Here is a 24,962-nt window from a genome sequence, read left to right on the forward strand (position 1 = left end):
AAGGACCCCCTCGCCCCCCACCGCTCGCAGGCTCGCGGCGGGACCCTGCGAGGGGGCCGTTCCAGCACGTCACCCCGCGTCGCGCTGACGAGGCGGCTCGGGCGGGTTAGCGTCGCCGGACATGAGCACCACCGGCGTGGACACCGTCGTCCCCGACCGGCCGGAGGACGACGTCCCGCCAGGACTGGTCGCCCTCGAGGCCGCCAACGAGGAGAAGCGGGCCCTGCTCGCCGAGGCCGCGCGCGCCGCCGCCGACGACACCGACGACGGGCCCGGTCTGCCCGCCGGCTGCGGCACCGGCGACCTCCCGGCCCTGCTGCAGCGCTACTACTGGAGCGAGCCGGCCGCCGAGGTCCTCGGTCACGACCCGGCCGACCTCGCCGGGCTGGCGCTGCGCCACCTCCGGCTGGCCGGCGTCCGGGCGCAGGGCGCGGCCACCGTCGTCGTCGAGCGGCTGACCGACGGGCGCGGGCTGCTGCTCGTCGTCACCGACGACATGCCCTTCCTCGTCGACTCGGTGACCGCCGAGGTGGTCCGGCAGGGCGTGGGGCTGCAGCACGTCGTCCACCCGGTGGTCGTCGTCCGGCGCGACGTCACCGGCGCGCTGCGGGCCTTCTGCGACAGCCCCGGCACGGACGCGGCCCGCTGCGGCCCGGACGCCTTGGCCGAGTCGTGGATGGCCGCCGTCCTGGACGGCCCGCTCGACGACGAGGCCGCCGGTGACCTGGTCGCCGGGCTGCGCACCGTGCTCGCCGACGTCCGCGCCGTCGACGAGGACGCCCCGCGCACCGCCGCCCGCGCGCTGGAGCTGGCCACCCGGCTGGAGGAGCGGGGCAGCGTCGACACCGCCGACCCGGCCGACGACCCCGCCGAGGCCGCGGCCCTGCTGCGCTGGCTGGCCGACGGCAACTTCGTCTTCCTCGGCGCCCGCGAGGTCGAGGTCGGGACCGCCGTGCGCGCCGTCCCCGGCACCGGCCTGGGCGTCCTGCGCAGCGACACCGGGACGGCGCTGCCCGAGGCGGCCGGCCCGCTGGGCCCCTCCCTGCTGACCGTCACCAAGGCCGACATCCGCTCGACGGTGCACCGCCGCGCCTGGCTGGACCTGGTCGCGGTGACCGAGCCCGCCGACGGCGACCGCCCCGCCCGCCAGCACCGGCTGGTCGGGCTGTTCCCCTCCGCCGCCGCGGCGGCGAACGTCCGCGACGTGCCGCTGGTCCGCCGCCGCGTCGCCGAGGTCGTCGAGGGCTCCGGCGTGCCGGCCGACAGCCACACCGGCAAGACGCTGGTCGACGTCCTGGACACCCTCCCGCGCGACGAGCTGTTCCAGGCGCCGGCCGCCGAGCTGCTGCCGGTGGCGCTGGCCGTGCTCTATCTCCAGGAGCGCCGGCAGACCCGGCTGTTCCTGCGCCGCGACCCCTACGGCCGGTTCTGGTCGGCTCTGGTCTACCTGCCGCGGGACCGCTACACGACCGAGGTCCGCCTGGCGATGCAGCAGCTGCTGCTGTCCCGCCTGGGCGGCCGGGACATCGAGTTCACCGCGCGGTCCACCGAGTCGGTGCTCGCCCGGCTGCACTTCGTCGTCCGGCTGCCGGTGGGCCGGGGCGGGACGCCGGCGCTGCCCGACGTCGACGCCGAGGCGCTGCAGCAGGAGCTCGCGGCGGTCGCCCGCAGCTGGACCGACGACCTGTCCGACGCGCTCGCCGGGCGGTACGGCCCCGACAGCGAGCAGGTGCTCGCCCGCGTCGCGGACGCCTTCCCGGCCGCGTACCAGGAGGACTTCCCGGCGACGACGGCCGTCGAGGACCTCGCCCGCCTCGACGCCCTGCCGCCCGGCGAGCTCGGCCTGCGGCTGCGCCGCCCGCGCGGGGCCGACGCCGCCGAGCCGCGGCTGACGGTCTACCGGGTGGGGGAGCGGCTGCTGCTGTCCGACGTGCTGCCGGTGCTGCAGCACATGGGCGTCGACGTCGTCGACGAGCGGCCCTACGAGATCGACCGGATCGGCGCCCCGGTGGCGTGGATCTACGACTTCGGGCTCACCGCCCCCGGCGGGGAGCTGCCCTTCCCCGGCTCGCTGCCCGAGCGGTTCACCGAGGCGGTCGCCGCGGTGTGGCGCGGCGACGCCGAGGACGACGGCCTGGGCGCGCTGGTGCTGCTGGCCGGGCTCAACTGGCGGCAGGTGACGGTCGTGCGCGCCTACGTGCAGTGGCTGCGCCAGGCCGGGCTGCCCTTCGGCCAGCGGTACGTGGAGACGACGCTGGCCGCCCACCCCGACGTCGTCGCGCGGCTGGTCGCGCTGTTCGAGACCCGCTTCTCGCCCGGGCGCGAGGCCGGCCGGGCCACCCGCCAGGAGGCGCTGGCCGCGTCGCTGCGCGAGGCGATCGGCCGGGTGGACACCCTCGACGCCGACCGCGTGCTCACCAGCCTGCTGGCCGCCGTCCTCGCCACCCAGCGCACCACCTACTACGCGGGCGGGCCGCTGGCGATCAAGCTCGACTGCCGCACGGTCCCCGACCTGCCGGAGCCGCGCCCGGCCCGCGAGGTGTTCGTCAGCTCCCCGCGGGTGATGGGCGTGCACCTGCGCTTCGGCGCGGTGGCCCGCGGCGGGCTGCGCTGGTCCGACCGCCGCGAGGACCTGCGCACCGAGGTCCTCGGCCTGGTCAAGGCGCAGATGGTGAAGAACACCGTCATCGTGCCCACCGGCGCCAAGGGCGGCTTCGTCGTCCGCACCCCGCCGCCGGAGGGCGCCTCCCGCGAGGAGGTCCTGGCCGAGGGCCAGGCCTGCTACCGGCTGTTCATCGGCGCGCTGCTGTCGCTGACCGACGACCTGGTGGGCGGGAAGGTGGTGCCCCCGGAGCGGGTGGTCCGCCACGACGGCGACGACGCCTACCTCGTCGTCGCCGCGGACAAGGGGACGGCGACCTTCTCCGACCTCGCCAACGCCGTCGCGCTCGAGCGCGGGTTCTGGCTCGGCGACGCCTTCGCCTCCGGCGGCTCGGTCGGCTACGACCACAAGGCCATGGGCATCACCGCCCGCGGCGCCTGGGAGTCGGTGACCCGCCACTTCCGCGAGCTCGGCGTGGACGTGCAGAGCCAGGAGTTCACCGTCGTCGGCATCGGCGACATGAGCGGTGACGTCTTCGGCAACGGGATGCTGCTGTCCGAGCACATCCGGCTGGTGGCCGCCTTCGACCACCGGCACGTGTTCGTCGACCCCACCCCCGACGCCGCGACGTCGTACGCCGAGCGCCGGCGGCTGTTCGGCCTGCCGCGCTCCTCGTGGGCCGACTACGACCCCGCGCTGATCAGCGCGGGCGGCGGCGTGTGGCCGCGGACGGCCAAGGCGATCCCGGTGAGCGAGCCGATGCGGGCCGCGCTCGGCCTCGACGCCGACGTCGACACGCTCTCCCCGGTCGAGCTCGTCCGCGCGGTGCTGCTCGCCCCGGTGGACCTGCTGTTCAACGGGGGCATCGGCACCTACGTCAAGGCCGCCACCGAGAGCCACCTCGACGTCGGTGACAAGGCCAACGACGCCGTCCGGGTCGACGGCCACCAGCTGCGGGTGCGCGTGGTGGGGGAGGGCGGCAACCTCGGCCTCACCCAGCGCGGGCGGGTGGAGTACGCGCTGGCCGGCGGCCGGGTGAACACCGACGCCATCGACAACTCCGCGGGCGTGGACACCTCCGACCACGAGGTGAACATCAAGATCGCGCTCAACGAGGTGGTGGAGGCCGGCGTGCTCGACGCCGACGGCCGCGCCGCCCTGCTGGCCGAGATGACCGAGGAGGTCGCCGCGGCCGTCCTCACCGACAACCACGCGCAGAACGCCACGCTGGCCGTCGAGGTGAACTCCGCGCGCAGCCTGCTCGACGCGCACGAGCGGTTCATCCGGGCGCTGGAGCGGTCGGGGCGGCTGGTCCGCGCGGTCGAGGCGCTGCCCGACGACCGGGCGCTGGCCCAGCGGCGCCGCGACGGGCACGCGCTGACCAGCCCCGAGCTGTCGGTGCTGCTGGCCTACGCCAAGCTCGAGACGGGCGACGCCGTCCTCGCCTCCGACCTGCCCGACGACCCCGCCCTCGCCCGGCTGCTGAGCGACTACTTCCCGGCCCCGCTGCGGGAGCGGTTCCCCGACGCGGTCGAGGCCCACCCGCTGCGCCGGGAGATCGTGGCCACCGCGCTGACCAACCGGGCGGTCAACACCGCCGGGGTGACCGGGCTGTACCGGCTGGCCGAGGAGAGCGGGCTCGGCCTCGCCGCCGTCGTGCGGGCGCACGCGGTGGCCCGCGCGGTGTTCGACGTCGACCGGCTGTGGGACGCCGTCCGGCCGCTGGACAACCGGGTGCCCGCGCCGGTGCAGGTGGAGCTGCGCACGGAGGCGACCCGGCTGGCCGAGCGGGCCGCTCGGTGGCTGCTGCGGCTGCCCGAGATCGGCGCGCACCCCGCGGCGGGGATCGCCGCCCTCACCGAGCGGTTCGCCGCCCCGGTGGCGGCGGTGCGGGCCGGCCTGCCGGGCTGGCTGCTGGGGCACGAGGCCGCCGCCTACGCCGAGCGGGCGCGGCGGCTGCAGGCCGCGGGCGTGCCGGCCGGGCTCGCCGGCGAGCTGGCGGCCGCGCCGCTGCTGCCGGCGGCCCTCGACCTGGCCGTCGTCGCCGAGCGCACCGGCGCGCCGATCGAGCTGGTCGGGCGGGTCACCGAGGAGCTGGCCGAGCGGCTGGCGCTGGTGCCGCTGCGGGAGCTCGTGACGGCGCTGCCCCGGGACCGGCGCTGGCCGTCGATGGCCCGCGCCGCGCTGCGCGACGACCTGGCCGCCGAGCAGGCCGAGCTCGCCGTCGAGGTCCTGGCCGGGCGGGGGAGCGGCGACGACGCCACCGCCCTGGTCGCGGGCTGGGTGGGGGACTGGGACCCCGCCCAGCGGCGGGCTGCGGCCCAGCTCGCCGACATCGCCGCCGGCGACCGGCACGAGCTGCCCGAGCTGCTGGTCGCCGTCCGGACCCTGCGAGGCCTGCGTCGCCGCTGAGCGCGGCCTGGGAACCGGCTGCACGATCGCTGTGCGGTCGCTGTGAGGGGTCGGTCCGTCACGGTCCGGCCGGACGGGCCGCGGCCCGGGGCCCCGGTGGCGTGTCGCCCGGGCGGGTGACCCAGGTCACGTCCCACCGTGGGGCGTCCCTGGGCGGTGTGACCTGTCGGCCGGGGTCCCCGGCGACGAGAGGACGACCATGACCGACCCGAGGACAGGACGGCGGCTGCGGACGGCCACCGTGGTGGCGGTGGCCGGCGGCACGCTCGCGCTGCTGCCGCTGACGGGCGCGTTCGCCGGTGGCGGCGGACCCGCGCACGGTGGCGGGCACGGCGGCGGGCACGGCGGCGGCCACGCGAACGGGCACCCGCGCAGCGTCATCTTCGTCAACGGCGACGGGATGGCCGCCGCCCACCGCGAGGCCGCCCGGCTCGACCAGGAGGGCTTCGACGGGCAGTTGGCCATGGACGCGCTGTCGGTCGCCGGCCTGCAGACCACCGACGCGCGGGACCCGGAGGACACGGTCACCGACTCCGCGGCCTCGGCGTCGGCCTGGGCCACCGGGGTGAAGACCTACAACGGGGCGATCAGCGTCGACGTCGACGGCGAGCCGCTGCCCACCATCGGCCAGCAGGCCGAGGACGCCGGCCTGGCCGGCGGCATCGTGACCACCGCGCAGGTCACCGACGCCAGCCCCGCGGCGTTCTTCGCCAACAGCACCGACCGCGCTGCGCAGGACGACATCGCCCGCCAGTACCTGGAGCGCAGTCGGCCCGAGGTGATCCTCGGCGGCGGCGAGGACTGGTGGCTGCCCGCCGGTGACGAGGGCACGTACCCGCCCCGCACCGGCGACACCGAGGACCCGGAGGTCTCCCGCAGCACCCAGGGCGACCTGGTCGCGCAGGCGGAGGCGCAGGGGTACGAGTACGTGAGCACCGCCGAGGAGTTCGCCGCGGCCGACTCCGGCCTGCTGCTCGGGCTGTTCGCCAACGAGGAGATGTTCCAGCAGCGTCCCGAGGGCGAGGGCGACGAGTTCGACCCCGTCGTCTCCCTGGCCGACATGACCACCAAGGCGCTCGACGTCCTCTCCCAGGACGAGGACGGCTTCTTCCTCCTCGTCGAGGAGGAGGCCGTCGACGAGATGGCGCACAACAACAACGGCACCCGGGTGCTCGAGGCCATGCGCTCCCTCGACGCGGCCGTCGAGGTGGCCCGGGCCTACGTCGCCGAGCACCCGGACACGCTGCTGGTGGTCACCGGCGACCACGAGTGCGGCGGCCTGACCATCGAGGACGTCGACCCCGAGGACGAGAGCGGCCCCGGCGGCACCCTCGACCCGTCCACCGCGGGCGACACCGAGTCCGGCGAGGACGGCCCGTTCGTCGTCGCCGGCACCGGGGGCGCCTACGACTTCGCGCTCGACTGGACGACGACCGCGCACACCGGCGCCCCGACCGTCGTGACGGCGGAGGGACCGGGCAGCGAGGACCTGACCGGCTACTACCCGAACACCCACCTGTACGACGTCGTGTCGTCGGTGCTGTTCGGCTGAGCGCACCACCCGGGGCCCGGGGCCGGCGCACCGCCGGTCCCGGGCCCCGTCTGCGGAGGGGTTCCCCGGGCCGTCGCGGGATCTCCGCACCGGCGTCACCCGGCGGACACCCGGGGCCCCGACCCTGGCGCGCGGACACCCGTCCCGTGACCTGGAGGACCCGTGGACCCCGGCACCTCGTCCCCCGCCCGCACCGCGATGACCCCGGCGCTCGCCCGCACCGCCGTCCGCGCCGCCACCGCGACCTGGGGCGGCCGGCGGCGGCAGCAGCGGCTGCGGGTGTGCGCCGCCGCCGACCTGCTCGTGGCGCGGGGCCTGCGCGTGCGGGTGGTCAACCCGGCTGTCGCCTGGCCGCGCGGACCCCGGCTGGTCGTCGCCAACGCCGCCGGCTGGACCGACGTCCTCGCGCTGGCCACCGTCGTCCCCGGCACCCCGGTGGTCGACGCCGCGCTGGCCGGCACCCCGCTGCTGCGCGTGCTCGCCCGCCGCGGCGGGCTCCTGGTCGACGACGGCAGCGGCGCCGTCCGCGCCGAGGTCACCGCCCTGTTGCGCGCCGGGGACACGGTCACCGCGCACCCCGGCGGCGCGGCGGAGGGGGAGGACCCGGGCCGGTTCCGCGCCCGCGCGCTGGCGCCCGCCGTCGACGCGCAGGCCCCCGTCTGCCCGGTCGCCGTCCGCGAGGTGGACGGCGGCGTCGCCGAGGTCCACCTGCTGCCCGCGCTCGCGCCCGGCCGCGACGCGCGGGCGCTGGCCGCGCTCGCCGAGTACGCCGTCGCGCACGTGCTCGAGTCCGGGGCGCCCGCCCCGTCGCGCCCCGGGCGTGTCCGGTCCAGGGTGGGGTACGGCCGGTCACGGACGTGACCGACCCGGGAGGGGGACCCCGTGCAGCCCGACACCGCCGTCGACCGCGAGCCCGCGCAGGACCAGGCCGTGCAGGACCGGGCCGTGCAGGACCGGGGAGGTGACCCGCCCGGCACCACCGAGGCGCCGAAGGAGGCCGAGGTCCTCGACCTGAGCCGCTGGCGGCTCAACGCCCTGCCCGACGAGGACAGCGACGAGGACTGGGACGACGACCGCGAGCTGTTCGGCCCCGACGGGCTGCGGGTCGAGACCTGGCGCGAGGGCTATCCCTACACCGAGCGCATGGAGCGCCGGGAGTACGAGATCGAGAAGCGCCGCCTGCAGATCGAGCTGCTGCACATGCAGAGCTGGGTGAAGGAGACCGGGCAGAAGCTGGTCGTCGTCTTCGAGGGGCGGGACGCCGCGGGCAAGGGCGGCACGATCAAGCGGTTCACCGAGCACCTCAACCCCCGCGGGGCGCGCGTGGTGGCGCTGGACAAGCCGTCCGAGCGCGAGCAGACCCAGTGGTACTTCCAGCGCTACGTGCAGCACCTGCCCGCGGCCGGCGAGATCGTGCTGTTCGACCGGTCCTGGTACAACCGCGCCGGCGTCGAGCGGGTGATGGGCTACTGCACCGACGAGCAGTACCGGCAGTTCCTGCAGGACGCGCCGGAGTTCGAGCGGATGCTCGTCGACAGCGGCATCCTGCTGTTCAAGCTCTGGTTCTCGGTGTCCCGCGGGGAGCAGCGCAGCCGCTTCGTCGTGCGGCAGATCGACCCGGTGCGGCAGTGGAAGCTCTCGCCCACCGACCTCGCCAGCCTGGGCAAGTGGGACGCCTACACCGAGGCCAAGGAGGCGATGTTCCTCCACACCGACACGCAGCACGCCCCGTGGACGGTCATCAAGAGCAACGACAAGAAGCGCGCCCGGCTGGAGGCGATGCGGCACGTGCTGTGCCGGCTGGACTACGACGACAAGGACTGCGACGTCGTCGGCGACCCGGACCCGCTCATCGTCGGGTCGGCCGCCGACGTGCTGGAGGAGTCCTCCGACACCCCGGTCGCCCCGCCGCCGCCCCGCGCCGGCCGGCGCTGAGGCCGTCGCTGCCCTCGTCTACGGCCTTCTAGCTCCAGCCCTAGAGAGCCGCAGACGGCGTCAGAGCGCGGGCAGACGGGGCGTCCCGAGCACCTGCTCGAGCGCGGCGGCCACCTCCAGCAGGCGCAGGTCGGCCCGCGGCGCGGCGACCACCTGCAGGCCCACCGGCAGGCCGTCGCCGGTGTACCCGCCGGGCAGGGACAGCGCCGGGCAGCCGGTGGCCGAGACCAGCGTGCAGGAGCGCATCCAGCCCAGGTAGTCCGCCTGTGGCACGCCCGCGACCTCGGCCGGGTACTCCTGCTCCACCGGGAACGGCAGCACCTGGGTGGTCGGTGCCAGCAGCACGTCGAAGCGGTCGAAGAAGCCGACCACCTCCTCGTGCAGCCGGGTGTGCGCGAGCTCGGCCCGGGCGACGTCGGCGCCGCTGAGCGCCGCCCCGCGCGCGGCGTTGCGCCGGATGGCCTCCTTCACCTGCTCGGGTGAGCGGCGCACCACCTCGCCGAAGGTGGCCTCGAACAGCCAGGCCCGCAGCGTGCCGAACACCTCGTCGGCCTCGCGCAGGTCGGGGCAGGCCTCCTCGACGACGGCGCCCTGCGCCTCGAGCAGCCGCGGCACCCCCGCCAGCGCGCCGGTGACCTCCGGCTCGACCGGCACCAGCCCGCCGAGGTCCGGCGCCCAGGCCACCCGCAGGCCGCGCAGCTCCGCGGGCCGCGGCGCGGCGAAGGAGGCGCCGTCCTCGGACAGCGCGATCGGCACCCGCGGGTCCGGCCCGGCGATCGCCGACAGCGTCAGCGCGACGTCGCCGACGGTGCGGCCCATCGGCCCCTGCACCGACAGCGTCGCCCAGCCCAGCCCGGCGGGCCAGGTCGGCACCCGCCCGGGCGTGGGCCGCAGCCCGACCACGCCGCAGAACGCCGCCGGGTTGCGCAGCGAGCCGCCCATGTCGCTGCCCTCGGCCACCGGCACCAGCCCCGCGGCGAGCGCGGCCGCCGCGCCGCCGCTGGACCCGCCGGCCGACAGCCCGTGCCGCCACGGGTTGTGCGTGGCGCCGAAGAGCGGGTTGAACGTGTGCGAGCCGGCCGCGAACTCCGGCACGTTGGTCTTGCCCACCCGGACCGCGCCCGCCCGGCACAGCCGCTCGACGACGAGCTCGTCGCGCGCCGGGACGGTGTCCGCGTGCAGCGGCGAGCCCCAGGTGGTCCGCATGCCGCCGGTGGCGTGGGTGTCCTTGTGCGCCACCGGCAGGCCGTGCAGCGGGCCGACCTCCTCCCCGGCGGCCAGCGCGGCGTCGGCGGCGTCGGCCGCGGCCCGGGCGCCCTCGGCGTCCAGCGTGACGATCGCGTTGACCTGCGGGTCGATCCGCTCGATGCGCGCCAGGTGCGCCTCCAGCAGCTCGCGCGCCGAGACCTCCCGCGCGCGCACGAGCGCGGCCAGCTCGGTGGCCGGGCGCAGGCAGAGGTCGTCGCCGGGAGCGGGTGCGGGGGTCACCGGGGGAGGGTGCCACGTCGGGGTGCCGTGCCGGGGGCGGGCTGCCGTGCCGGACACTGGGCGCGTGGACGGCGAGGACACCCTGCAGCAGGCCGACGAGACGGTTGCCCCCGACGGCGGGACCTTCGCCGACCTGGGCCTGCGGCCGGAGCTCCTGGCGGCGCTGACGCGGCTCGGCTACGAGGAGCCCACGCCGATCCAGCGCGAGGCGGTGCCGCCGATGGTCGCCGGCCGCGACCTGCTCGGCCAGGCCGCCACCGGCACCGGCAAGACCGCCGCCTACGCGCTGCCGGTGCTGCAGCGGCTGCCCGACGACCGCCCCGGCGGCGATCCGCTGGCCCTGGTCCTCGTGCCCACCCGCGAGCTGGCCATCCAGGTGTCGGAGGCGCTGCACCGCTACGGCCGCGACCTCGGCGCCCGGGTGGTGCCGGTCTACGGCGGCCAGCCGATCCCGCGGCAGCTGCGGGCGCTGGAGGCCGGCGTCGACGTCGTCGTCGCCACCCCCGGCCGGGCGCTGGACCTGCTGCAGCGGGGCAGCCTGCACCTGGGCGGCGTGGCCACCGTGGTGCTCGACGAGGCCGACGAGATGCTCGACATGGGCTTCGCCGAGGACCTCGAGGCGCTGCTGGAGGAGGTGCCCGAGGAGCGGCAGACGGTGCTGTTCAGCGCCACCATGCCGCGCCGACTCGACAGCATGGCCCGCCGCCACCTGCGCGACCCGCTGCGCATCCAGGTCGCGCGCGAGGTGCCGGTGGAGGGCGAGGCGCCGCGGGTGCGCCAGACGGCGTTCGTCGTCGCCCGGGCGGCCAAGCCGGCGGCGCTGGGCCGGGTCCTCGACGTCGAGAGCCCGACGGCGGCCATCGTCTTCTGCCGCACCCGCGACGAGGTCGACGACCTCACCGAGACGCTCAACGGCCGCGGCTACCGCGCCGAGGCGCTGCACGGCGGGATGAGCCAGGAGCAGCGGGACCGGGTGATGGGCCGGCTGCGGTCGGGCACCGCGGAGCTGCTGGTGGCCACCGACGTCGCCGCCCGCGGGCTCGACGTCGAGCAGCTCACCCACGTCGTCAACTACGACGTTCCGGCCGCGGCCGAGACCTACGTGCACCGCATCGGCCGGGTCGGCCGGGCCGGGCGCGAGGGCGTGGCGATCACGCTGGTCGAGCCGCGGGCGCACCGGATGCTCAAGACGATCGAGCGGGTCACCGGCGCGCCGATCCACGTGGAACGTGTGCCCACGGTCGCCGACCTGCGGGCCCGCCGGCTGGAGCTGACCCGCGCCGCGCTGCGGGAGAGCCTGCTCGGTGACGACCTCGAGCGGTTCCGCGCCGTCGTCGAGACGCTCACCGACGAGTTCGACGTCATGGAGGTGGCCCTGGCGGCGGTCAAGCTCGCCCACGAGGCCACCACCGGCCCGGACGACGACGAGGAGATCCCCGAGGTCACCCTGCGCCCGGAGCGGCCGGCCCGGCGGGACGGCGACCGCGGGGACCGCGGCCAGGGCCGCCCGCCGCGGGCCCGCTCCGGCGGCGGGGACACCGAGCGGGTGTTCATCGGCGCCGGCCGCAGCGCCGGGGTCCGCCCGGGCGACCTGGTCGGCGCGATCGCGGGGGAGACCGGGCTGCGCGGCCGCGACGTCGGCGCGATCGAGATCGCCGAGCGGTTCAGCCTGGTCGAGGTCCCCGCGGCCGCCGCCGAGGAGGTCATCACCGCGCTGCGGGCCAGCACGGTCAAGGGCCGGAAGGTGACCGTCCGCCGGGACAAGCAGCGGGACTGACCACCCCGGTCAGGAGGTGGCGGCCCGCACCAGCGCGGTGACCCGCTCCTCCACCGCGGGGCTCCACCCGCGGAGGGCGAACGACACCGGCCAGAGGTCGCCGTCGTCGAGGGCGGCCGCGTCCTGGAAGCCGAGGGTCGAGTAGCGGTAGCCGAACTTGCCGGCGTCCTGGAAGAAGACGACGACCTTGCCGTCCGCGTTCGCGTAGGCGGGCATGCCGTACCAGGTCTTCGGGGCCAGCCCGGGGGCGGTCGTGGTGACCACCACGTGCACCCGCTCGGCGAGCGCGCGGTCCTCCGGTGCCATCTCCGCGATCCGGTCCAGGACCGCCTGCAGGCCGTCGGCCCGCTTCGCGCCCTTCCTCCCCTCGGCGCGCAGCTCGGCGGCGCGCTCCTTCATCGCGGCGCGCTCCTCGGCGGTGAAGCCGGTGGTCGCCTCGACGTCGCTGCTGGTCATGGTCGCCCGCTCCCTCTCGCTGTCCGGTACCTGCGCGGACGACGCTAGGGGCGGGCGGACCCCCGGGGCTTCTCGATTCCTGACCGGTCGGGCCGGTCAGCGCAGTGTGGGGCTCGCCGGGTCCTCGGGGACGACGTCGGGCACCCGGTTGGGGCCGGCGTCGGGCGGGCGCGGGCGGTCCTGCGGGTGCAGCCGGACCGCGACGAGCGCGACGTCGTCCTCCGGGCGGCCGTCCACCAGCCGGTACAGCACCTCGTCGAGCAGGTCGTCCAGCCGTCGGCCGGCGAGCTCGCGCAGCGCCTCGCGCAGCCGGGCCATGCCGGCGTCGAGGTCGGCGTCGCGGCGCTCGATGAGCCCGTCGGTGAACAGCAGCACGGTGGCGCCGCGGTCGAGGGTGACCACCGACTCCTCGCGGCGGGAGTCCGGGTCGACGCCGAGCAGCAGGTCGCCGCGCCAGGTGGCCAGCTCGGCCACGCTGCCGTCGGGGTTGATGACCAGCGGCGGCAGGTGCCCGGCGTTGGCCCAGCGCATCCGGGTGACGCCGCGCACCCGCTCGTCGTCGGTCTGCTCGAAGCGGGCCACGGTGGCGGTGGCGAGGACCCGGGTCTGCAGCACGGCCATCGAGGCGTCCAGGCCGCGCAGCACCTCGCCGGGGCCGGCGTCGCTGTAGGTGGCGATGCCGCGCAGCAGGGCCCGCAGCTGCCCCATCGCGGCGGCGGCCTCGGTGTCGTGGCCGACGACGTCGCCGATGACCAGCATCGTCGACCCGCCCGGCTGCAGGAACGCGTCGTACCAGTCCCCGCCGACCCGCGCGGCCTCGGCGGCCGGGAGGTAGCGGACAGCGATCTGGGCGTGGTCGGGCTCGGGCGGCTCGGTGAGCAGGCTGCGCTGCAGGCCCTCGGCGAGCGCCCGCTGCTGGCCGTAGAGGCGGGCATTGTCCAGCGCCAGGCCGGCCCGGTCGGCGACGTCCTGGGCGGTGGCCAGGTCCTCCTCGCGCGGCGTCCAGCCCGCCCGCCAGTACAGCGTCATCACGCCGAGCGTGCGGTCGCGGCCGCGCAGCGGGATCGAGATCGCCGACTCGGGGGCCAGTGCGCTCAGCAGGTCGCGGGCCTCGCCCTCGGCCAGCAGGTCGCGCACGGCGTCGCCGCGCTCCATCACCGGCTCGCCGGTGAGCAGGGCGCGCATGAGCGGCGCGGTGGCCGGCATCGCGTCGAGCCGGACCGCGGCGTAGCGCTCCACCAGGGCGCGCTGCGAGGGGACGGCGTGCCAGTGCCCGACGTCGCGCGGGCGGCCGTCGGGGTCGACGACGGTGACGATGCACCAGTCGGCCAGCGCCGGGACGACCAGCCGCGGCAGGTGCCCGGTCGCCGTGTGCGGGTCCAGCGCGCCGGCGAGCTCGGCGCTGACCTGGGCGAGCAGGGCGAGCCGCTGGGCGGCGCGCTCGGCACGGTCCTGCACGCGGCGGCGCTCGGTGACCTCGAGGAAGTAGACCGACAGCCCCTCGGGGCTGGGCCAGGCGCGCAGCTCGTACCACCCGTTGAGCGGCGCGGGGTAGTGCGCGTCGAACTGCACCGGCGTCCCGGTGCGGACGGCGGCGCGGTAGTTCTCCTCGAACGCGCTGGCGACCGCGGCGGGGAACGCCGTCCAGAGCTCCTGGCCGAGCAGCTCCTCGCGGCTGCGGCCCAGCAGCCGCTCGGCCTCGGCGTTGACGTGCGTGAACCGCCACTCGCGGTCGAGGGAGTAGAAGCCGGCCGGCATCGCCTCGAGCACCCGGGTGACCCGCACGCCCGCGGCCCGCTCGGCGGTCGTGTCGTAGGCGGCGCCGAGCACGCGGGCCGCCGCGCCGCGCTCGTCGGCCAGCGTGCGGCCGCGGGCCTGCACCCAGCGGGTCTCCCCGCCCGGCCAGACCACGCGGTACTCGGCCTCGTAGTCGCCGCGGCTGTCGATGCTGGCCTGCAGCGCGTCGGTGACCCGCGGCAGGTCGTCGGGGTGGACCCGCGCGTTGAAGTCCTCGATGGTGCCGCCGAACTCGTCGGGCGCGTACCCGAACATCTCGACCAGCCGCGCGTCCCAGGTCAGCTCGCCGGTGTGCAGGTCCCAGTCGAAGGTGCCGATCCCGGCGGCGTCGATGGCCAGGCTCCAGCGCAGCCGGTCGCCCTCGTACTCGGTGCGCAGCGCGGCGAGCTCGAGCTCGGTGACGGCGGCCGCGGCGAGCTGGCGCAGGGTGGAGACGTCGGTGTCCGACCACGACCGCGGGGCGGGGGCGACGACGCACAGGACGCCGACCGTGTGGCCGGTGGAGGCGATCAGCGGGACGCCGAGGTAGGCGCCCACCGCGCCGGCGGCCACCTGCGGCAGCTCGGCCGCGCGGGGCTCGGCGTGGGCGTCGGGCACGACGAGCGGCGCCCGCTCGGCGGCGGCGACGGCGCAGGCGGTCGTCTCGATCGGGACCTCGCTGCCGACCGTGCCCGGCGGCAGCCCGGTGCCGCTGACGACCACCTGGACGTCGTCGAGCAGGGACAGCTGGGCGACCGGGGCGCCGACCAGCCGGGCGGCGAGCTCGGCGAGACGGTCGAGGACGACGCTGGCGTCACGCAGCCGCAGCCGGTGCGCGGCCTCGGTGCGGGGCCGGTCGGCCTTGAGCAGTTCGGCGGCGTCGCGCGGACCCGGGACCGGCGGCTCCCCGGGGAGCCCAGACGTGTCGTCCACCGAAACCCTTCGCGCGGCTCACGGCCGACTCCTCGTACACCGGCGGTCCGGCCGAGGCTGGGTCCGGACGCCGTGTACATCGTAAGCGACGGTCAGGACCGCCGACAGGGATCACGGGAGAAAACCTCCGCCGTCACAAGCCGTGACGGCGCGCCGCTCACGCCGCCGCAGGCAGGACCAGGGTGAGCGCGTCGGCACCGTCGTGTTCCACGTGCAACCCGGCCCGCCGCAGCAGCGTGCGCACCCGCCCGGCGTCCTCCGGCTCGGCCGTCGTCGTGGCCAGCAGGCGGGCCACCCGGCCCTTGTGGGCCTTGTTGGCGTGGCTGACCACGGCCCGCCTGCCGTCGGCGCGCTCGCTCAGGACGTCGACGGTGACCGCGCCCGGGACGGGGGCCAGCGCCTGGTAGGCCCCGCTGCGCAGGTCGACGACGAGCTCGCCGGAGTCCGCGAGCACCGGGCCGAGGACCGGGCGCCACAGCGTGCGCAGGCTGGGCAGCCCGGGGAGCGCGGAGCCGGCCGACAGCCGGTAGGCCGGGATGGCGTCGGTCGCGCGGACCAGGCCGAACAGCGCCGAGCCGACGGCGAGCCGGCGGTCGGCCCGGGCCCGCTGCGCGCGCGTCAGGGTGCGGACGGCGAGGGCGTCGTAGAGGACGCCCGTGTACCGCTCGAGCGCCGGCTCGGTGGCGCTGGTGCACAGCGCGGCGTTGCGGGCCAGCTCCGCGTCCTGGCCGGGGGACAGGCCCAGCGCCGCGCGGGCGGCGGGCGGGTCGGCGGCCAGCCGGACCAGCGCCTCGACCAGCCGCGCGCGCAGCGGGGTGAGCTCCGGCGTGGAGAGGGCGGCCAGGTCGAGCGGGGCGCCGTCGCCGTCCGGGGACTTGGTCTCCGAGGGCGGGAGCAGTACGAGCACGACCGGCGACGGTACGTCGCAACGTGCCGCGCGTCGGGAAGGGGTCGGTGTCGCCGTCGAGACCGTCTCGTGACCCGGGCCACACTCGGACCCCGCCGGACCCCGAGACCAGGAGTCCCGTCCTGGCGCAGGGGGCGGCACCAGGGCCGCGCCGGCCGGCGCGGCGAACGAGACGGTGTCCGGCACAGTGCCGTGCCGGCTGCCGAGAGGAGGCACGTCCGTGGCGAACAAGGCGGTCATGTACATGGGTCCGGGCAAGGTCGAGGTCGCGGACCTGGACTACCCGGGGCTCGAGCTCAAGGAGGGGCCCGGGGTCAACCCGGCCAACGTCGGCCGCAAGACGCCGCACGGCGTCATCCTGCGGACGGTCGCCACCAACATCTGCGGCAGTGACCAGCACATGGTCCGCGGCCGGACGACGGCGCCGGAGCGGCTCGTCCTCGGCCACGAGATCACCGGCGAGATCGTGGAGAAGGGCCCCGACGTCGAGTTCCTCGAGATCGGCGACATCGTCAGCGTGCCCTTCAACATCGCCTGCGGCCGCTGTCGCAACTGCAAGGAGGGCAAGACCGGGATCTGCCTCAACGTCAACCCCGACCGTCCAGGCTCGGCCTACGGCTACGTGGACATGGGCGGCTGGACCGGCGGGCAGGCCGAGTTCGTGATGGTCCCGTACGCGGACTGGAACTGCCTGAAGTTCCCCGACCGGGACCAGGCGCTGGCGAAGATCCGCGACCTGACGATGCTGTCGGACATCTTCCCGACCGGCTACCACGGCTGCGTCACCGCCGGTGTGGGCACCGGCTCGACGGTCTACATCGCGGGCGCCGGCCCGGTGGGACTCGCGGCGGCCGCCTCCGCCCAGCTGCTCGGTGCCGCCGTCGTCATCGTCGGCGACCTCAACGCCGACCGGCTGGCCCAGGCCCGCAGCTTCGGCTGCGAGACCGTCGACGTCTCCCAGGGCGACCCGAAGGACCAGATCGAGCAGATCCTCGGCACGCCCGAGGTCGACTGCGGCGTGGACGCCGTCGGCTTCGAGGCACGCGGGCACGGTGCGGACGCCTCGCACGAGGCGCCGGCCACGGTCCTCAACTCGCTGATGGACATCACCCGGGCCGGCGGCGCGCTGGGCATCCCCGGCCTCTACGTGACCGGCGACCCCGGTGCGGTGGACGAGGCGGCCAAGACCGGCTCGCTGTCGATCCGGCTGGGCCTGGGCTGGGCGAAGTCGCACGCGTTCACCACCGGCCAGTGCCCGGTCATGCGCTACCACCGCGGCCTGATGATGGCGATCCTGCACGACAAGGTGCAGATCGCGAAGGCGGTCAACGCGACGGTCATCCCGCTCGAGGAGGCCCCGCGCGGCTACCAGGAGTTCGACCAGGGCGCGGCGAGGAAGTACGTGCTCGACCCGAACGGCCTCATCCCGGCCGCCTGACCCCGGTCGCCCGGTCCCGACGACCATGGCGCCGTGACCGCCGCCGGCCCGTCCGGCACGGTCCCGGCGCCATGATCGCGGGCGGACTCAGGTCCAGTAGAGGAAGCGGGCCTGCGGGAGCCGGTCGGCGACGGCGGCCTCGAACCAGGGCCGCAGCTGCGCCATCGTCTCCTTCGGGTAGACGTGCTTGACCGAGCCGAACCTCCCGCGCTTGAGCGTGCGCGCCGACTCGTCCATCTCCAGCTTCGTCCGCGGGTACCAGTCGAGCAGCGTCTCCTTGCTGCCCGGGGTGAACCGGTGCGTGATGCACTCGACGGTGAGGTCGGCGTCCGCCGGCAGCGCCGCGGCGACGGCGTCGAGCAGGGCGCCGTACTCCTCGCGCCAGCCGTCCACCGGCATGATCGGCGCGATGGTCAGGCCGACCGGGTAGCCGGCGCGGGCGACGGTGGCCAGCGCGGCGATGCGCGCCTCGACCCGCGCCGTGGCGCCCTCGAACCGGCGGGCCACCGGGGCGGCGTTGAGGCTGAACCGGAGCCGGGTGCGGCCGCCGTGCGGCAGGTCCAGCAGGCCGGCGACGTCGTCGAACTTGGTGGTCGCGCGCAGCTGCACGGGGCCCGGCCACGCGTGGGTGCCGAAGTGCTCGACCATGCGGGCCAGCCCGCCGGTGAGGTGCTCGATCGCCAGCGGGTCGGTGTAGCAGGACGCCTCGAACGTCGTCCCCTCGGCGCCGCGCTCGAGCGTGCCGGAGGTGACGTGGCCCCGGCCGACGTAGGCGTCGAGGCCCTCGAGCACCTCGTCGAGGTCGGCCCAGACGCGGGTGATCGGCGGGCCGGCCAGCGACCCGGCGAGGTAGCAGTACTGGCAGTGGGCGGGGCAGCCCTCGGCCAGGTCGAGCCGGAAGTCCGCCGACGGCGGGATGGGCTGCAGCCGGCGCTTGGACGGCGGCGGTACGACCAGCGCCATCGTGTCCTTGGCGGCCGTGAAGGCAGCACGGTCGTCGTCCCCGCGCAGCGAGGGCAGCCGGTCGCCGGGCAGCAGGTCGATCGCGTCGACGCCGGCGGCCTCGAGGCGGCGCAGGACGCGCTGTCCGTGCGGGCGCTCGGCGGCCGAGCGGGTGACGAGGACGCGCCTCGGCGTCCACGGGCGGGTGCGGGAGGGGGCCCCGGGCAGGGCGGGTGCGGTCATCACCAGGGAGAACGCCCTGGTGGGAGCCGTGCTGCCGGGTCGCCGGGTGAGGTGGGACACGCCGCTCAGACGTCGACGGGGCTGCCCATCGTCACGGTGCGGTCGACCGGCAGGCCGAAGTACGCGGCGGGGTCGGCGGCGTTGCGGGCGAGGCCCAGGAACAGCACCTTGCGCCAACGGGCCATGCCGGGTGTGCGGGTGCGCCGGATGGGCCCGCGCGAGATGAAGTAGGAGGCGGTCTCCTCGTCGACCGAGTCCGACTCGAGCAGGCCGGCCCGGCACGCCTGGCGCAGTGCCGTCGGGAGGTCGGGGTCCTCGGAGAAGCCGTACCGCACGGTGAGGTGCTGGATGTGGTCGTCGGCGTGCCCGAGGTCGTCGACCTCGAAGCGCCGGGACAGCGGCACGTGCGGCACGGTGGCCGAGACGGCCGAGACGATCACCACGTCCTGGTGGAGGACGCCGTTGTGCCGGACGTTGGCCCGCAGCGCCAGCGGGGTCGTGTCCTTGCCCGGGTGCAGGAACACCGCGGTGCCGGGCACGCGGGGGATCCCCCGCCGGTACAGGTCCTCGACGAACTCCGACAGCGGCCCCTCCTGGTGCCGGCGGTTGCCCGCGACGATCTCGCGGCCGCGCCGCCAGGTGGTCATGACGGTGAAGACGGCCAGGGCGATGGCCAGGGGGAGCCACCCGCCGTGCGCCACCTTCGAGAGGTTGGCGGACAGGAAGGTGAGCTCCAGGCCGCCGAAGACGGCCGCAGCGAGGCCGAGCCGCCAGGCGTCCCAGTGCCACAGGACCCGCGCGACCAGCAGCATGAGCACGGTGTCCACCACCAGCGCCCCCGTGACCGAGACGCCGTAGGCGGTGGCGAGCCGCTCGGAGGAGCGGAACGACAGCATGACGACGAGCACGCCGGCGAACAGCAGCGCGTTGACGCCCGGCAGGTAGATCTGCCCGGCCTCGGTCCGGGAGGTCTGGCGGACGGTGACCGGGGGCAGCAGTCCCAGCTGGACGGCCTGGCGGGACAGCGAGAACGCACCGGAGATGACCGCCTGGCTCGCGATGACGGTGGCCGCGGTGGCGAGCAGGACCATCGGCACCCGGCCCCACGACGGCAGGAGCAGGAAGAACGGGCTGGACACCGCGTCGGGGTGCCGCAGGATGAGCGAGGCCTGGCCGAGGTAGTTCAGCGTGAGCGCCGGGAAGACGACGAGGAACCAGGCCCGCAGGATCGGCGGCCGGCCGAAGTGGCCCATGTCCGCGTAGAGGGCCTCGGCGCCGGTGATGACGAGGACGACGGCGCCCATCGCGACGAACGCGATCCCGGGGTGCTCGGCGACGAAGAGCACGGCGTAGGTGGGCGACAGCCCCGCGAGCACGCCGGGCTCGGCCAGGACGCCGCGCAGCCCGGCGACGGCGAGCGCGGCGAACCACAGCAGCATGACCGGCCCGAACAGCGCCCCGACCCGCCCGGTGCCGAAGCGCTGGACCGCGAACAGCCCGACGACGATCACCGCGGCCACCGGCACGACGAGGTGCCCGAGCGCCGGCGCGGCGACGCGCACGCCCTCGACCGCGGAGAGGACGCTGATCGCGGGCGTGATCAGCGAGTCCCCGTAGAACAGCGACACCCCGACGACGCCGATGACCACGAGCGCCGTCGTCCTCCTCGCCCGGCCGGCGTAGAGCCGGCGCGCCAGCGCGGTGAGAGCCATGACGCCGCCCTCGCCGTCGTTGTCGGCGCGCATGAGGATCCCGACGTACTTGACCGACACGATGATCGTGACCGACCAGGCCATCAGCGAGACGACGCCGTACACGTCGGCCTCGGTCGGCCGGACGGCCCCGCCGTCGATGGAGAAGACCGTCTGCAGGGCGTACAGCGGACTGGTCCCGATGTCGCCGAACACGACGCCCAGCGCGGCGAGGACCAGCGCGCGGGCGCCCCCGTGGCCGGCCGCGCCGGCGGCCGTGGACCCGGACGGGAGGCGTGGCGGGACGTTCCCGGCGGCCGGGGGTTCGGTGGAGGCTGGCCTGTGCGTCACCCGGCACCTCCCGGTCCTGAGGTGGTCCCCGACCGAGAGTCTCCGCCCGGACGGGGCGCGGCGCCCGATCGAGGAGCGCCGGGCTCAGGACGCGGTGGTCGTGAGGACCGCGGCGAGGGAGTCCAGGGCCCCGGGCACGAGGGCGTAGTAGGCCCACACGCCGCGCTTCTCGCGGGTGAGCAGGCCGGCGTCGACGAGGACCCGGAGGTGGTGCGACACCGTCGGCTGGGACAGGCCCAGGGGCTCGACGAGGTCGCAGACGCAGGCCTCGCCGCCGTCGTGGGCGGCCACCAGCGACAGCAGCCGGAGCCGCGCCGGGTCGGCGATCGCCTTGAGCGTCCCGGCCAACGTGGCGGCGTCGGTGGCGCTCAGGGGCGCGCGGACCAGCGGCGCGCAGCACGCGTCGGTCCCCGGGGCCAGCGGCAGCGACGTCGTCACGGCGCCAGTGTGGCACCGGACATCCACGGACGTCGATATCGACAACCGTCGATGTCTGTGGCACCGTCCTCCCATCGACGTCCATCGATGTGTGGAGGAGCCATGACCGGGACCGAGGTCGACCTGCGGGAGCAGGTCCGGGCGCGCTACGCCGCGGCCGCGCAGGAGGTCGGGGGCGGCTGCTGCGGCCCGGCGGCCGGGGACGACGGGCGCTTCGGCGCCGGCCTGTACGACGCCGCGGCCACCGAGGGGCTCCCCGACGAGGCCGTGCTGGCGTCGCTCGGCTGCGGCAACCCGGTCGCCGTCGCCGACCTGCACGAGGGGGAGCGGGTGCTCGACCTCGGCTCCGGCGGGGGCATCGACGTGCTGCTCTCGGCCCGCCGCGTCGGTCCCACCGGCTTCGCGTACGGCGTCGACATGACCGACGAGATGCTCGACCTCGCCCGCGTCAACGCGGCGGAGGCCGGCGCGACGAACGTGGAGTTCCGCAAGGGCACCATCGAGGACCTCCCGCTCGAGGACGCGAGCGTCGACGTCGTCATCTCCAACTGTGTCGTGAACCTGTCGACCGACAAGCCCGCGGTGCTCGCCGAGACCTTCCGCGTGCTCGCCCCCGGCGGGCGCATCGGCATCTCCGACGTCGTCGCCGAGGACTCCGTGACCCCGGCCGAGCGCGCCGAGCGCGGCTCCTACGTCGGCTGCATCGCCGGCGCCCTGTCCCGGTCCGAGTACCTCGAGGGCCTCACCGCGGCCGGCTTCGCCGACGCCTCGGTCACCTTCACGCACGAGGTCGCGCCCGGCCTGCACGGCGCGATCGTGCGGGCCGTCAAGCCCGCGGCCGCGTGAGCGACGCCGTCGCCGAGCGCCCCCGCGCGGGCACCGGCCCGGAGGCGCCCGTCCTCGCCCGCCTGTCGAGCCTGGACCGCTTCCTGCCGGTGTGGATCGCCGCCGCGATGGCGCTCGGCCTGGCGCTGGGCCGCTGGGTGCCGGGGCTCGACGGCGCCCTGTCGGCGGTCGAGGTGGGCGGCGTCAGCCTGCCCATCGCGATCGGCCTGCTGCTGATGATGTACCCGGTCCTCGCCAAGGTCCGGTACTCCGAGCTGGACCGCGTGACCGGCGACCGCCGGCTGCTGGCCGCCGGCCTGGTGCTCAACTGGCTGGTCGGCCCGGCGCTGATGTTCGTGCTGGCCTGGGCGCTGCTGCCCGACCTGCCCGAGTACCGCACCGGCCTGGTGATCGTCGGCCTGGCCCGGTGCATCGCGATGGTGCTGGTCTGGAACGACCTGTCCTGCGGTGACCGCGAGGCCGCCGCCGTCCTGGTCGCGGTCAACTCGGTGTTCCAGGTCCTGGCCTTCGCCGCGCTGGGCTGGTTCTACCTGCAGGTGCTGCCGGGGTGGCTCGGCCTGCCGACGACGTCCGCGGAGTTCAGCGTCGGGGCGATCGCCGTGTCGGTGCTCGTCTTCCTCGGCGTCCCGCTCGCCGCCGGCTTCCTCACCCGCACGCTGGGGGAGCGGGCGCGTGGGCGGGACTGGTACGAGGAGCGGTTCCTGCCGCGGGTCGGCCCGGTCGCGCTGTACGGGCTGCTGTTCACGATCGTCGTGCTCTTCGCGCTGCAGGGCGACGCCGTCACCTCGCGGCCCTGGGACGTCGCCCGGATCGCGCTGCCGCTGCTCGCCTACTTCCTCCTCGTGTTCGGCGGGGGTTTCCTGCTGGGCATGCGGCTGCGCCTCGGCTACGCCAGGACCGCGACCCTGGCCTTCACCGCGGCGGGCAACAACTTCGAGCTGGCCATCGCCGTGGCGATCGGCACCTTCGGTGTCACCAGCGGGCAGGCGCTGGCCGGTGTCGTCGGCCCGCTCATCGAGGTCCCCGTCCTCGTGGCCCTGGTGTACGTCGCCCTGTGGGCCGGGCGGCGGTTCTTCCCCGGTGACCCCACCGCACCACCCCGTCCCCTCCTCCCAGGAGCAGTCCGATGACCTCCAGTCCCAGCGTCCTGTTCGTCTGCGTGCACAACGCCGGCCGCTCCCAGATGGCCGCCGGCTGGCTGCGCCACCTCGCCGGGGACGCCGTCGAGGTCCGCTCGGCCGGCTCCCTGCCCGGCGACCGGGTCAACCCCTCCGCCGTGGAGGCGATGGCCGAGGTCGGCATCGACATCACCGACCAGCGGCCGAAGGTGCTCACGACCGAGGCGGTCGAGGCCTCCGACGTCGTCATCACCATGGGCTGCGGCGACGCCTGCCCGGTCTTCCCCGGCAAGCGCTACCTCGACTGGGAGCTCGAGGACCCGGCCGGCAAGGGCGTGGAGGCCGTGCGGCCCATCCGCGACGAGATCGAGCGGCGGGTCCGCGCGCTGGTCGCCGAGCTGGTGCCCGCCCGCTGACCGCCCGGCGCGACGGGGCGGAGTTCAGCCGAGCCAGCCGCTGCGGCCGGGCGACCGCCGCCGCCACACGTGCTTGAGCTCGCGGTACTCGGCCAGCCCGGTGGGCCCGAGCTCCCGCCCGACGCCGGACTGCCCGCGCCCGCCCCACTCCGCCCCGGGGACGTACGGGTGGTAGTCGTTGATCCACACCGTGCCGCAGCGCAGGGCGGCGGCCACCCGCCCGGCGCGCTCGTCGTCGCCGGTCCACACCGCGCCGGCCAGGCCGTAGGCGGTGTCGTTCGCGAGCGCGACCGCCTCCTGCTCGTCGGTGAAGGTCTCCACGGTGAGGACCGGCCCGAAGACCTCCTCGCGGACGACGGCCATGTCCCGCCGGCACCCGGTCAGCACCGTCGGCCGGTAGAAGAAGCCGTCCCGCAGCGCCGGGTCGTCGGGGCGGCGTCCACCGGCGGCCAGGACCGCGCCCTCGGTGAGGGCCCCGGCGACCATCTCCTCGGTCCGCGCCCGCTGCGCCGCCGAGACCAGCGGGCCCGACTGGGTGCGCTCGTCCCGCCCGTCGCCCAGCCGGATCGCCTCCGCGCCGGCGACGAGGCCGGCCACGACGGCGTCGTGCACGTCGGCGTGCACGAGCAGCCGTGACCCGGCCGAGCAGACCTGCCCCGCGTGCAGGAAGGCCGCGTACAGGGCGTTGTCGACCACGACGTCCACGTCGACGTCGGGGAAGACGACGTTCGGGTTCTTGCCGCCGAGCTCGCAGTGCACCCGCTTCACGGTGTCCGCGGCGGCGCGCAGGACGGCCCGGCCGGTCGCGGTGCCGCCGGTGAAGCTGACCAGGTCGACGTCGGGGTGCGCGACCAGCGCCGCGCCGACCTCCCCGTCGCCGAGCACGAGGTTGGCCGCCCCCGAGGGCAGGCCGGCCTCGGCCAGCAGCGACAGCAGGTGCGCGGTGGTCAGCGGGGTGAGCTCGCTGGGCTTGACCACCGCCGTGCAGCCGGCCGCGAGCGCCGGCGCGAGCTTCCAGGAGACCTCGAGCAGCGGGTAGTTCCACGGCGTGATGAGCGCGCACACGCCGGCGGGCTCCGCGACGACCCGGCTGTCGACCCCGGGGCCCGCGTCGACGGACCGGCCGACGTCGACGACCGCGAGCCCGGCGTAGTAGCGCAGCACCGCCACGACGTCGTCGACGTCGGCCCGGCTCTCGCGGAGCGTCTTGCCGGTGTCGCGGGTCTCGAGCAGCGCGACGTGCTCGCGGTCGCGGACCAGCAGGTCCGCGGTGCGGTACAGCACCGCCGCGCGCTCGGCCGCGGCCAGGCCCGACCACTTCCCGGACTCGAACGCCGCCCGCGCCGCCGCGACCGCGCGGTCGACGTCGGCGGGCGTGGCGGCGTCGTGCTCGACCAGGACCGACCCGTCGAACGGGTCGAGGACCCGCAGGACGCGGCCGGAGCGGGCGTCCTGCCACGTCCCGTCGATGAACAGCGAGCCGGGCACGGACACGGCGGGACCCCTCGTCGTCAGGAGGCGGGACACCGGCTACGGTAATCCCCATGCAGTTGGTCGGGATTGTGCGGATTGCGCTCGTCGAGCGCCGGCACGTCGACCTGCTGCGGTGCGCGAGCGCGCTCTGTCGGGCCTGAGCTCCGT

At 75.9% G+C, this 24,962-nt stretch carries 18 protein-coding genes; 10 read left to right on the forward strand and 8 right to left on the reverse strand.

The features are described from left to right. Positions 1–121 precede the first annotated feature (121 nt). From ACI79B_RS16575 to ppk2, 4 genes are all read left to right on the forward strand, one after another. On the forward strand, positions 122–5,014 hold the full coding sequence (locus tag ACI79B_RS16575; RefSeq protein ID WP_456927627.1) for an NAD-glutamate dehydrogenase: 4,893 nt from the start codon (positions 122–124) through the stop codon (positions 5,012–5,014). Positions 5,015–5,213: 199 nt separating this feature from the next. Beyond that, positions 5,214–6,566, forward strand: a complete 1,353-nt coding sequence (locus ACI79B_RS16580) for an alkaline phosphatase (protein WP_456927626.1) — start codon at positions 5,214–5,216, stop codon at positions 6,564–6,566. A 162-nt stretch (positions 6,567–6,728) separates the two neighbouring features. Then, positions 6,729–7,427 (forward strand): hypothetical protein, encoded by a 699-nt coding sequence (locus tag ACI79B_RS16585; protein WP_456927625.1) that lies wholly within the window; start codon positions 6,729–6,731, stop codon positions 7,425–7,427. Positions 7,428–7,448: 21 nt separating this feature from the next. After that, positions 7,449–8,501: a polyphosphate kinase 2 gene (ppk2, locus tag ACI79B_RS16590; RefSeq protein ID WP_456927624.1), complete on the forward strand. Its 1,053-nt coding sequence runs from the start codon at positions 7,449–7,451 to the stop codon at positions 8,499–8,501. Positions 8,502–8,561: 60 nt separating this feature from the next. Here ppk2 and ACI79B_RS16595 read toward each other — a convergent pair whose 3' ends face one another. Beyond that, the gene (locus ACI79B_RS16595) at positions 8,562–9,989 is read right to left on the reverse strand and encodes an amidase (RefSeq protein ID WP_456927623.1); all 1,428 of its coding nucleotides are present in this window, start codon (positions 9,987–9,989) and stop codon (positions 8,562–8,564) included. Between the two features lie 64 nt (positions 9,990–10,053). Between ACI79B_RS16595 and ACI79B_RS16600 the strand changes: the two genes are divergently transcribed. Then, positions 10,054–11,766, forward strand: a complete 1,713-nt coding sequence (locus ACI79B_RS16600) for a DEAD/DEAH box helicase (protein WP_456927622.1) — start codon at positions 10,054–10,056, stop codon at positions 11,764–11,766. A 9-nt stretch (positions 11,767–11,775) separates the two neighbouring features. On the opposite strand, the gene ACI79B_RS16605 is transcribed toward ACI79B_RS16600, so the two are convergent. The 3 genes from ACI79B_RS16605 to yaaA form a co-directional block, all read right to left on the reverse strand. Then, positions 11,776–12,222 carry an iron chaperone gene (locus ACI79B_RS16605; protein WP_456927621.1) on the reverse strand — a complete coding sequence of 149 codons (447 nt, stop codon included), beginning with the start codon at positions 12,220–12,222 and terminating at the stop codon, positions 11,776–11,778. 96 nt (positions 12,223–12,318) lie between these two features. Then, the gene (locus ACI79B_RS16610) at positions 12,319–14,931 is read right to left on the reverse strand and encodes a SpoIIE family protein phosphatase (RefSeq protein ID WP_456927620.1); all 2,613 of its coding nucleotides are present in this window, start codon (positions 14,929–14,931) and stop codon (positions 12,319–12,321) included. A 157-nt stretch (positions 14,932–15,088) separates the two neighbouring features. Continuing rightward, entirely contained in the window at positions 15,089–15,838 is a 750-nt protein-coding gene (gene yaaA, locus ACI79B_RS16615; protein WP_456927619.1) for a peroxide stress protein YaaA, read from the reverse strand. Between the two features lie 220 nt (positions 15,839–16,058). Here yaaA and fdhA point away from each other — a divergent pair, with 220 nt between their 5' ends. After that, positions 16,059–17,276, forward strand: coding sequence for a formaldehyde dehydrogenase, glutathione-independent (gene fdhA / locus ACI79B_RS16620; RefSeq protein ID WP_456927618.1), 1,218 nt, complete (start codon positions 16,059–16,061; stop codon positions 17,274–17,276). A gap of 87 nt (positions 17,277–17,363) precedes the next feature. On the opposite strand, the gene ACI79B_RS16625 is transcribed toward fdhA, so the two are convergent. The 3 genes from ACI79B_RS16625 to ACI79B_RS16635 form a co-directional block, all read right to left on the reverse strand. Further along, complete coding sequence (locus ACI79B_RS16625) at positions 17,364–18,461, reverse strand: spore photoproduct lyase family protein (protein ID WP_456927617.1); 1,098 nt, start codon at positions 18,459–18,461, stop codon at positions 17,364–17,366. 65 nt (positions 18,462–18,526) lie between these two features. After that, the gene (locus ACI79B_RS16630; protein ID WP_456927616.1) at positions 18,527–20,503 is read right to left on the reverse strand and encodes a potassium transporter Kup; all 1,977 of its coding nucleotides are present in this window, start codon (positions 20,501–20,503) and stop codon (positions 18,527–18,529) included. Between the two features lie 84 nt (positions 20,504–20,587). Next, a complete protein-coding gene (locus ACI79B_RS16635; protein ID WP_456927615.1) occupies positions 20,588–20,941 on the reverse strand; it encodes an ArsR/SmtB family transcription factor in 354 nt (117 codons plus the stop codon). Positions 20,942–21,043: 102 nt separating this feature from the next. Between ACI79B_RS16635 and arsM the strand changes: the two genes are divergently transcribed. Genes arsM through ACI79B_RS16650 form a run of 3 tightly spaced genes read left to right on the forward strand, consistent with a single transcriptional unit; the run spans position 21,044 to position 23,321 of the window. Continuing rightward, positions 21,044–21,787, forward strand: coding sequence for an arsenite methyltransferase (arsM, locus tag ACI79B_RS16640; RefSeq protein WP_456927614.1), 744 nt, complete (start codon positions 21,044–21,046; stop codon positions 21,785–21,787). Beyond that, complete coding sequence (gene arsB, locus ACI79B_RS16645; protein ID WP_456927613.1) at positions 21,784–22,917, forward strand: ACR3 family arsenite efflux transporter; 1,134 nt, start codon at positions 21,784–21,786, stop codon at positions 22,915–22,917. The genes arsM and arsB overlap by 4 nt, the downstream gene beginning before the upstream one ends. Then, positions 22,914–23,321 (forward strand): arsenate reductase ArsC, encoded by a 408-nt coding sequence (locus ACI79B_RS16650; RefSeq protein WP_456927612.1) that lies wholly within the window; start codon positions 22,914–22,916, stop codon positions 23,319–23,321. Before arsB ends, ACI79B_RS16650 begins: the two co-directional genes overlap by 4 nt. 24 nt (positions 23,322–23,345) lie before the next feature. Here ACI79B_RS16650 and ACI79B_RS16655 read toward each other — a convergent pair whose 3' ends face one another. Beyond that, positions 23,346–24,815 (reverse strand): aldehyde dehydrogenase family protein, encoded by a 1,470-nt coding sequence (locus ACI79B_RS16655; RefSeq protein WP_456927611.1) that lies wholly within the window; start codon positions 24,813–24,815, stop codon positions 23,346–23,348. A gap of 50 nt (positions 24,816–24,865) precedes the next feature. On the opposite strand from ACI79B_RS16655, the gene ACI79B_RS16660 reads away from it, so the two are divergent. Beyond that, positions 24,866–24,955 carry a putative leader peptide gene (locus tag ACI79B_RS16660; protein WP_456927610.1) on the forward strand — a complete coding sequence of 30 codons (90 nt, stop codon included), beginning with the start codon at positions 24,866–24,868 and terminating at the stop codon, positions 24,953–24,955. Positions 24,956–24,962 lie beyond the last annotated feature (7 nt).

It is taken from the genome of Geodermatophilus sp. SYSU D00879 (genome assembly GCF_054050375.1).

Coding starts and splice junctions, on each gene's coding strand:
- ACI79B_RS16575 (WP_456927627.1), top strand. CDS start 122: ATGAGCACCACCGGCGTGGACACCGTCGTCCCCGACCGGCCGGAGGAC.
- ACI79B_RS16580 (WP_456927626.1), top strand. CDS start 5,214: ATGACCGACCCGAGGACAGGACGGCGGCTGCGGACGGCCACCGTGGTG.
- ACI79B_RS16605 (WP_456927621.1), bottom strand. CDS start 12,222: ATGACCAGCAGCGACGTCGAGGCGACCACCGGCTTCACCGCCGAGGAG.
- ACI79B_RS16625 (WP_456927617.1), bottom strand. CDS start 18,461: ATGACCGCACCCGCCCTGCCCGGGGCCCCCTCCCGCACCCGCCCGTGG.
- arsM (WP_456927614.1), top strand. CDS start 21,044: ATGACCGGGACCGAGGTCGACCTGCGGGAGCAGGTCCGGGCGCGCTAC.
- ACI79B_RS16650 (WP_456927612.1), top strand. CDS start 22,914: ATGACCTCCAGTCCCAGCGTCCTGTTCGTCTGCGTGCACAACGCCGGC.
- ACI79B_RS16660 (WP_456927610.1), top strand. CDS start 24,866: ATGCAGTTGGTCGGGATTGTGCGGATTGCGCTCGTCGAGCGCCGGCAC.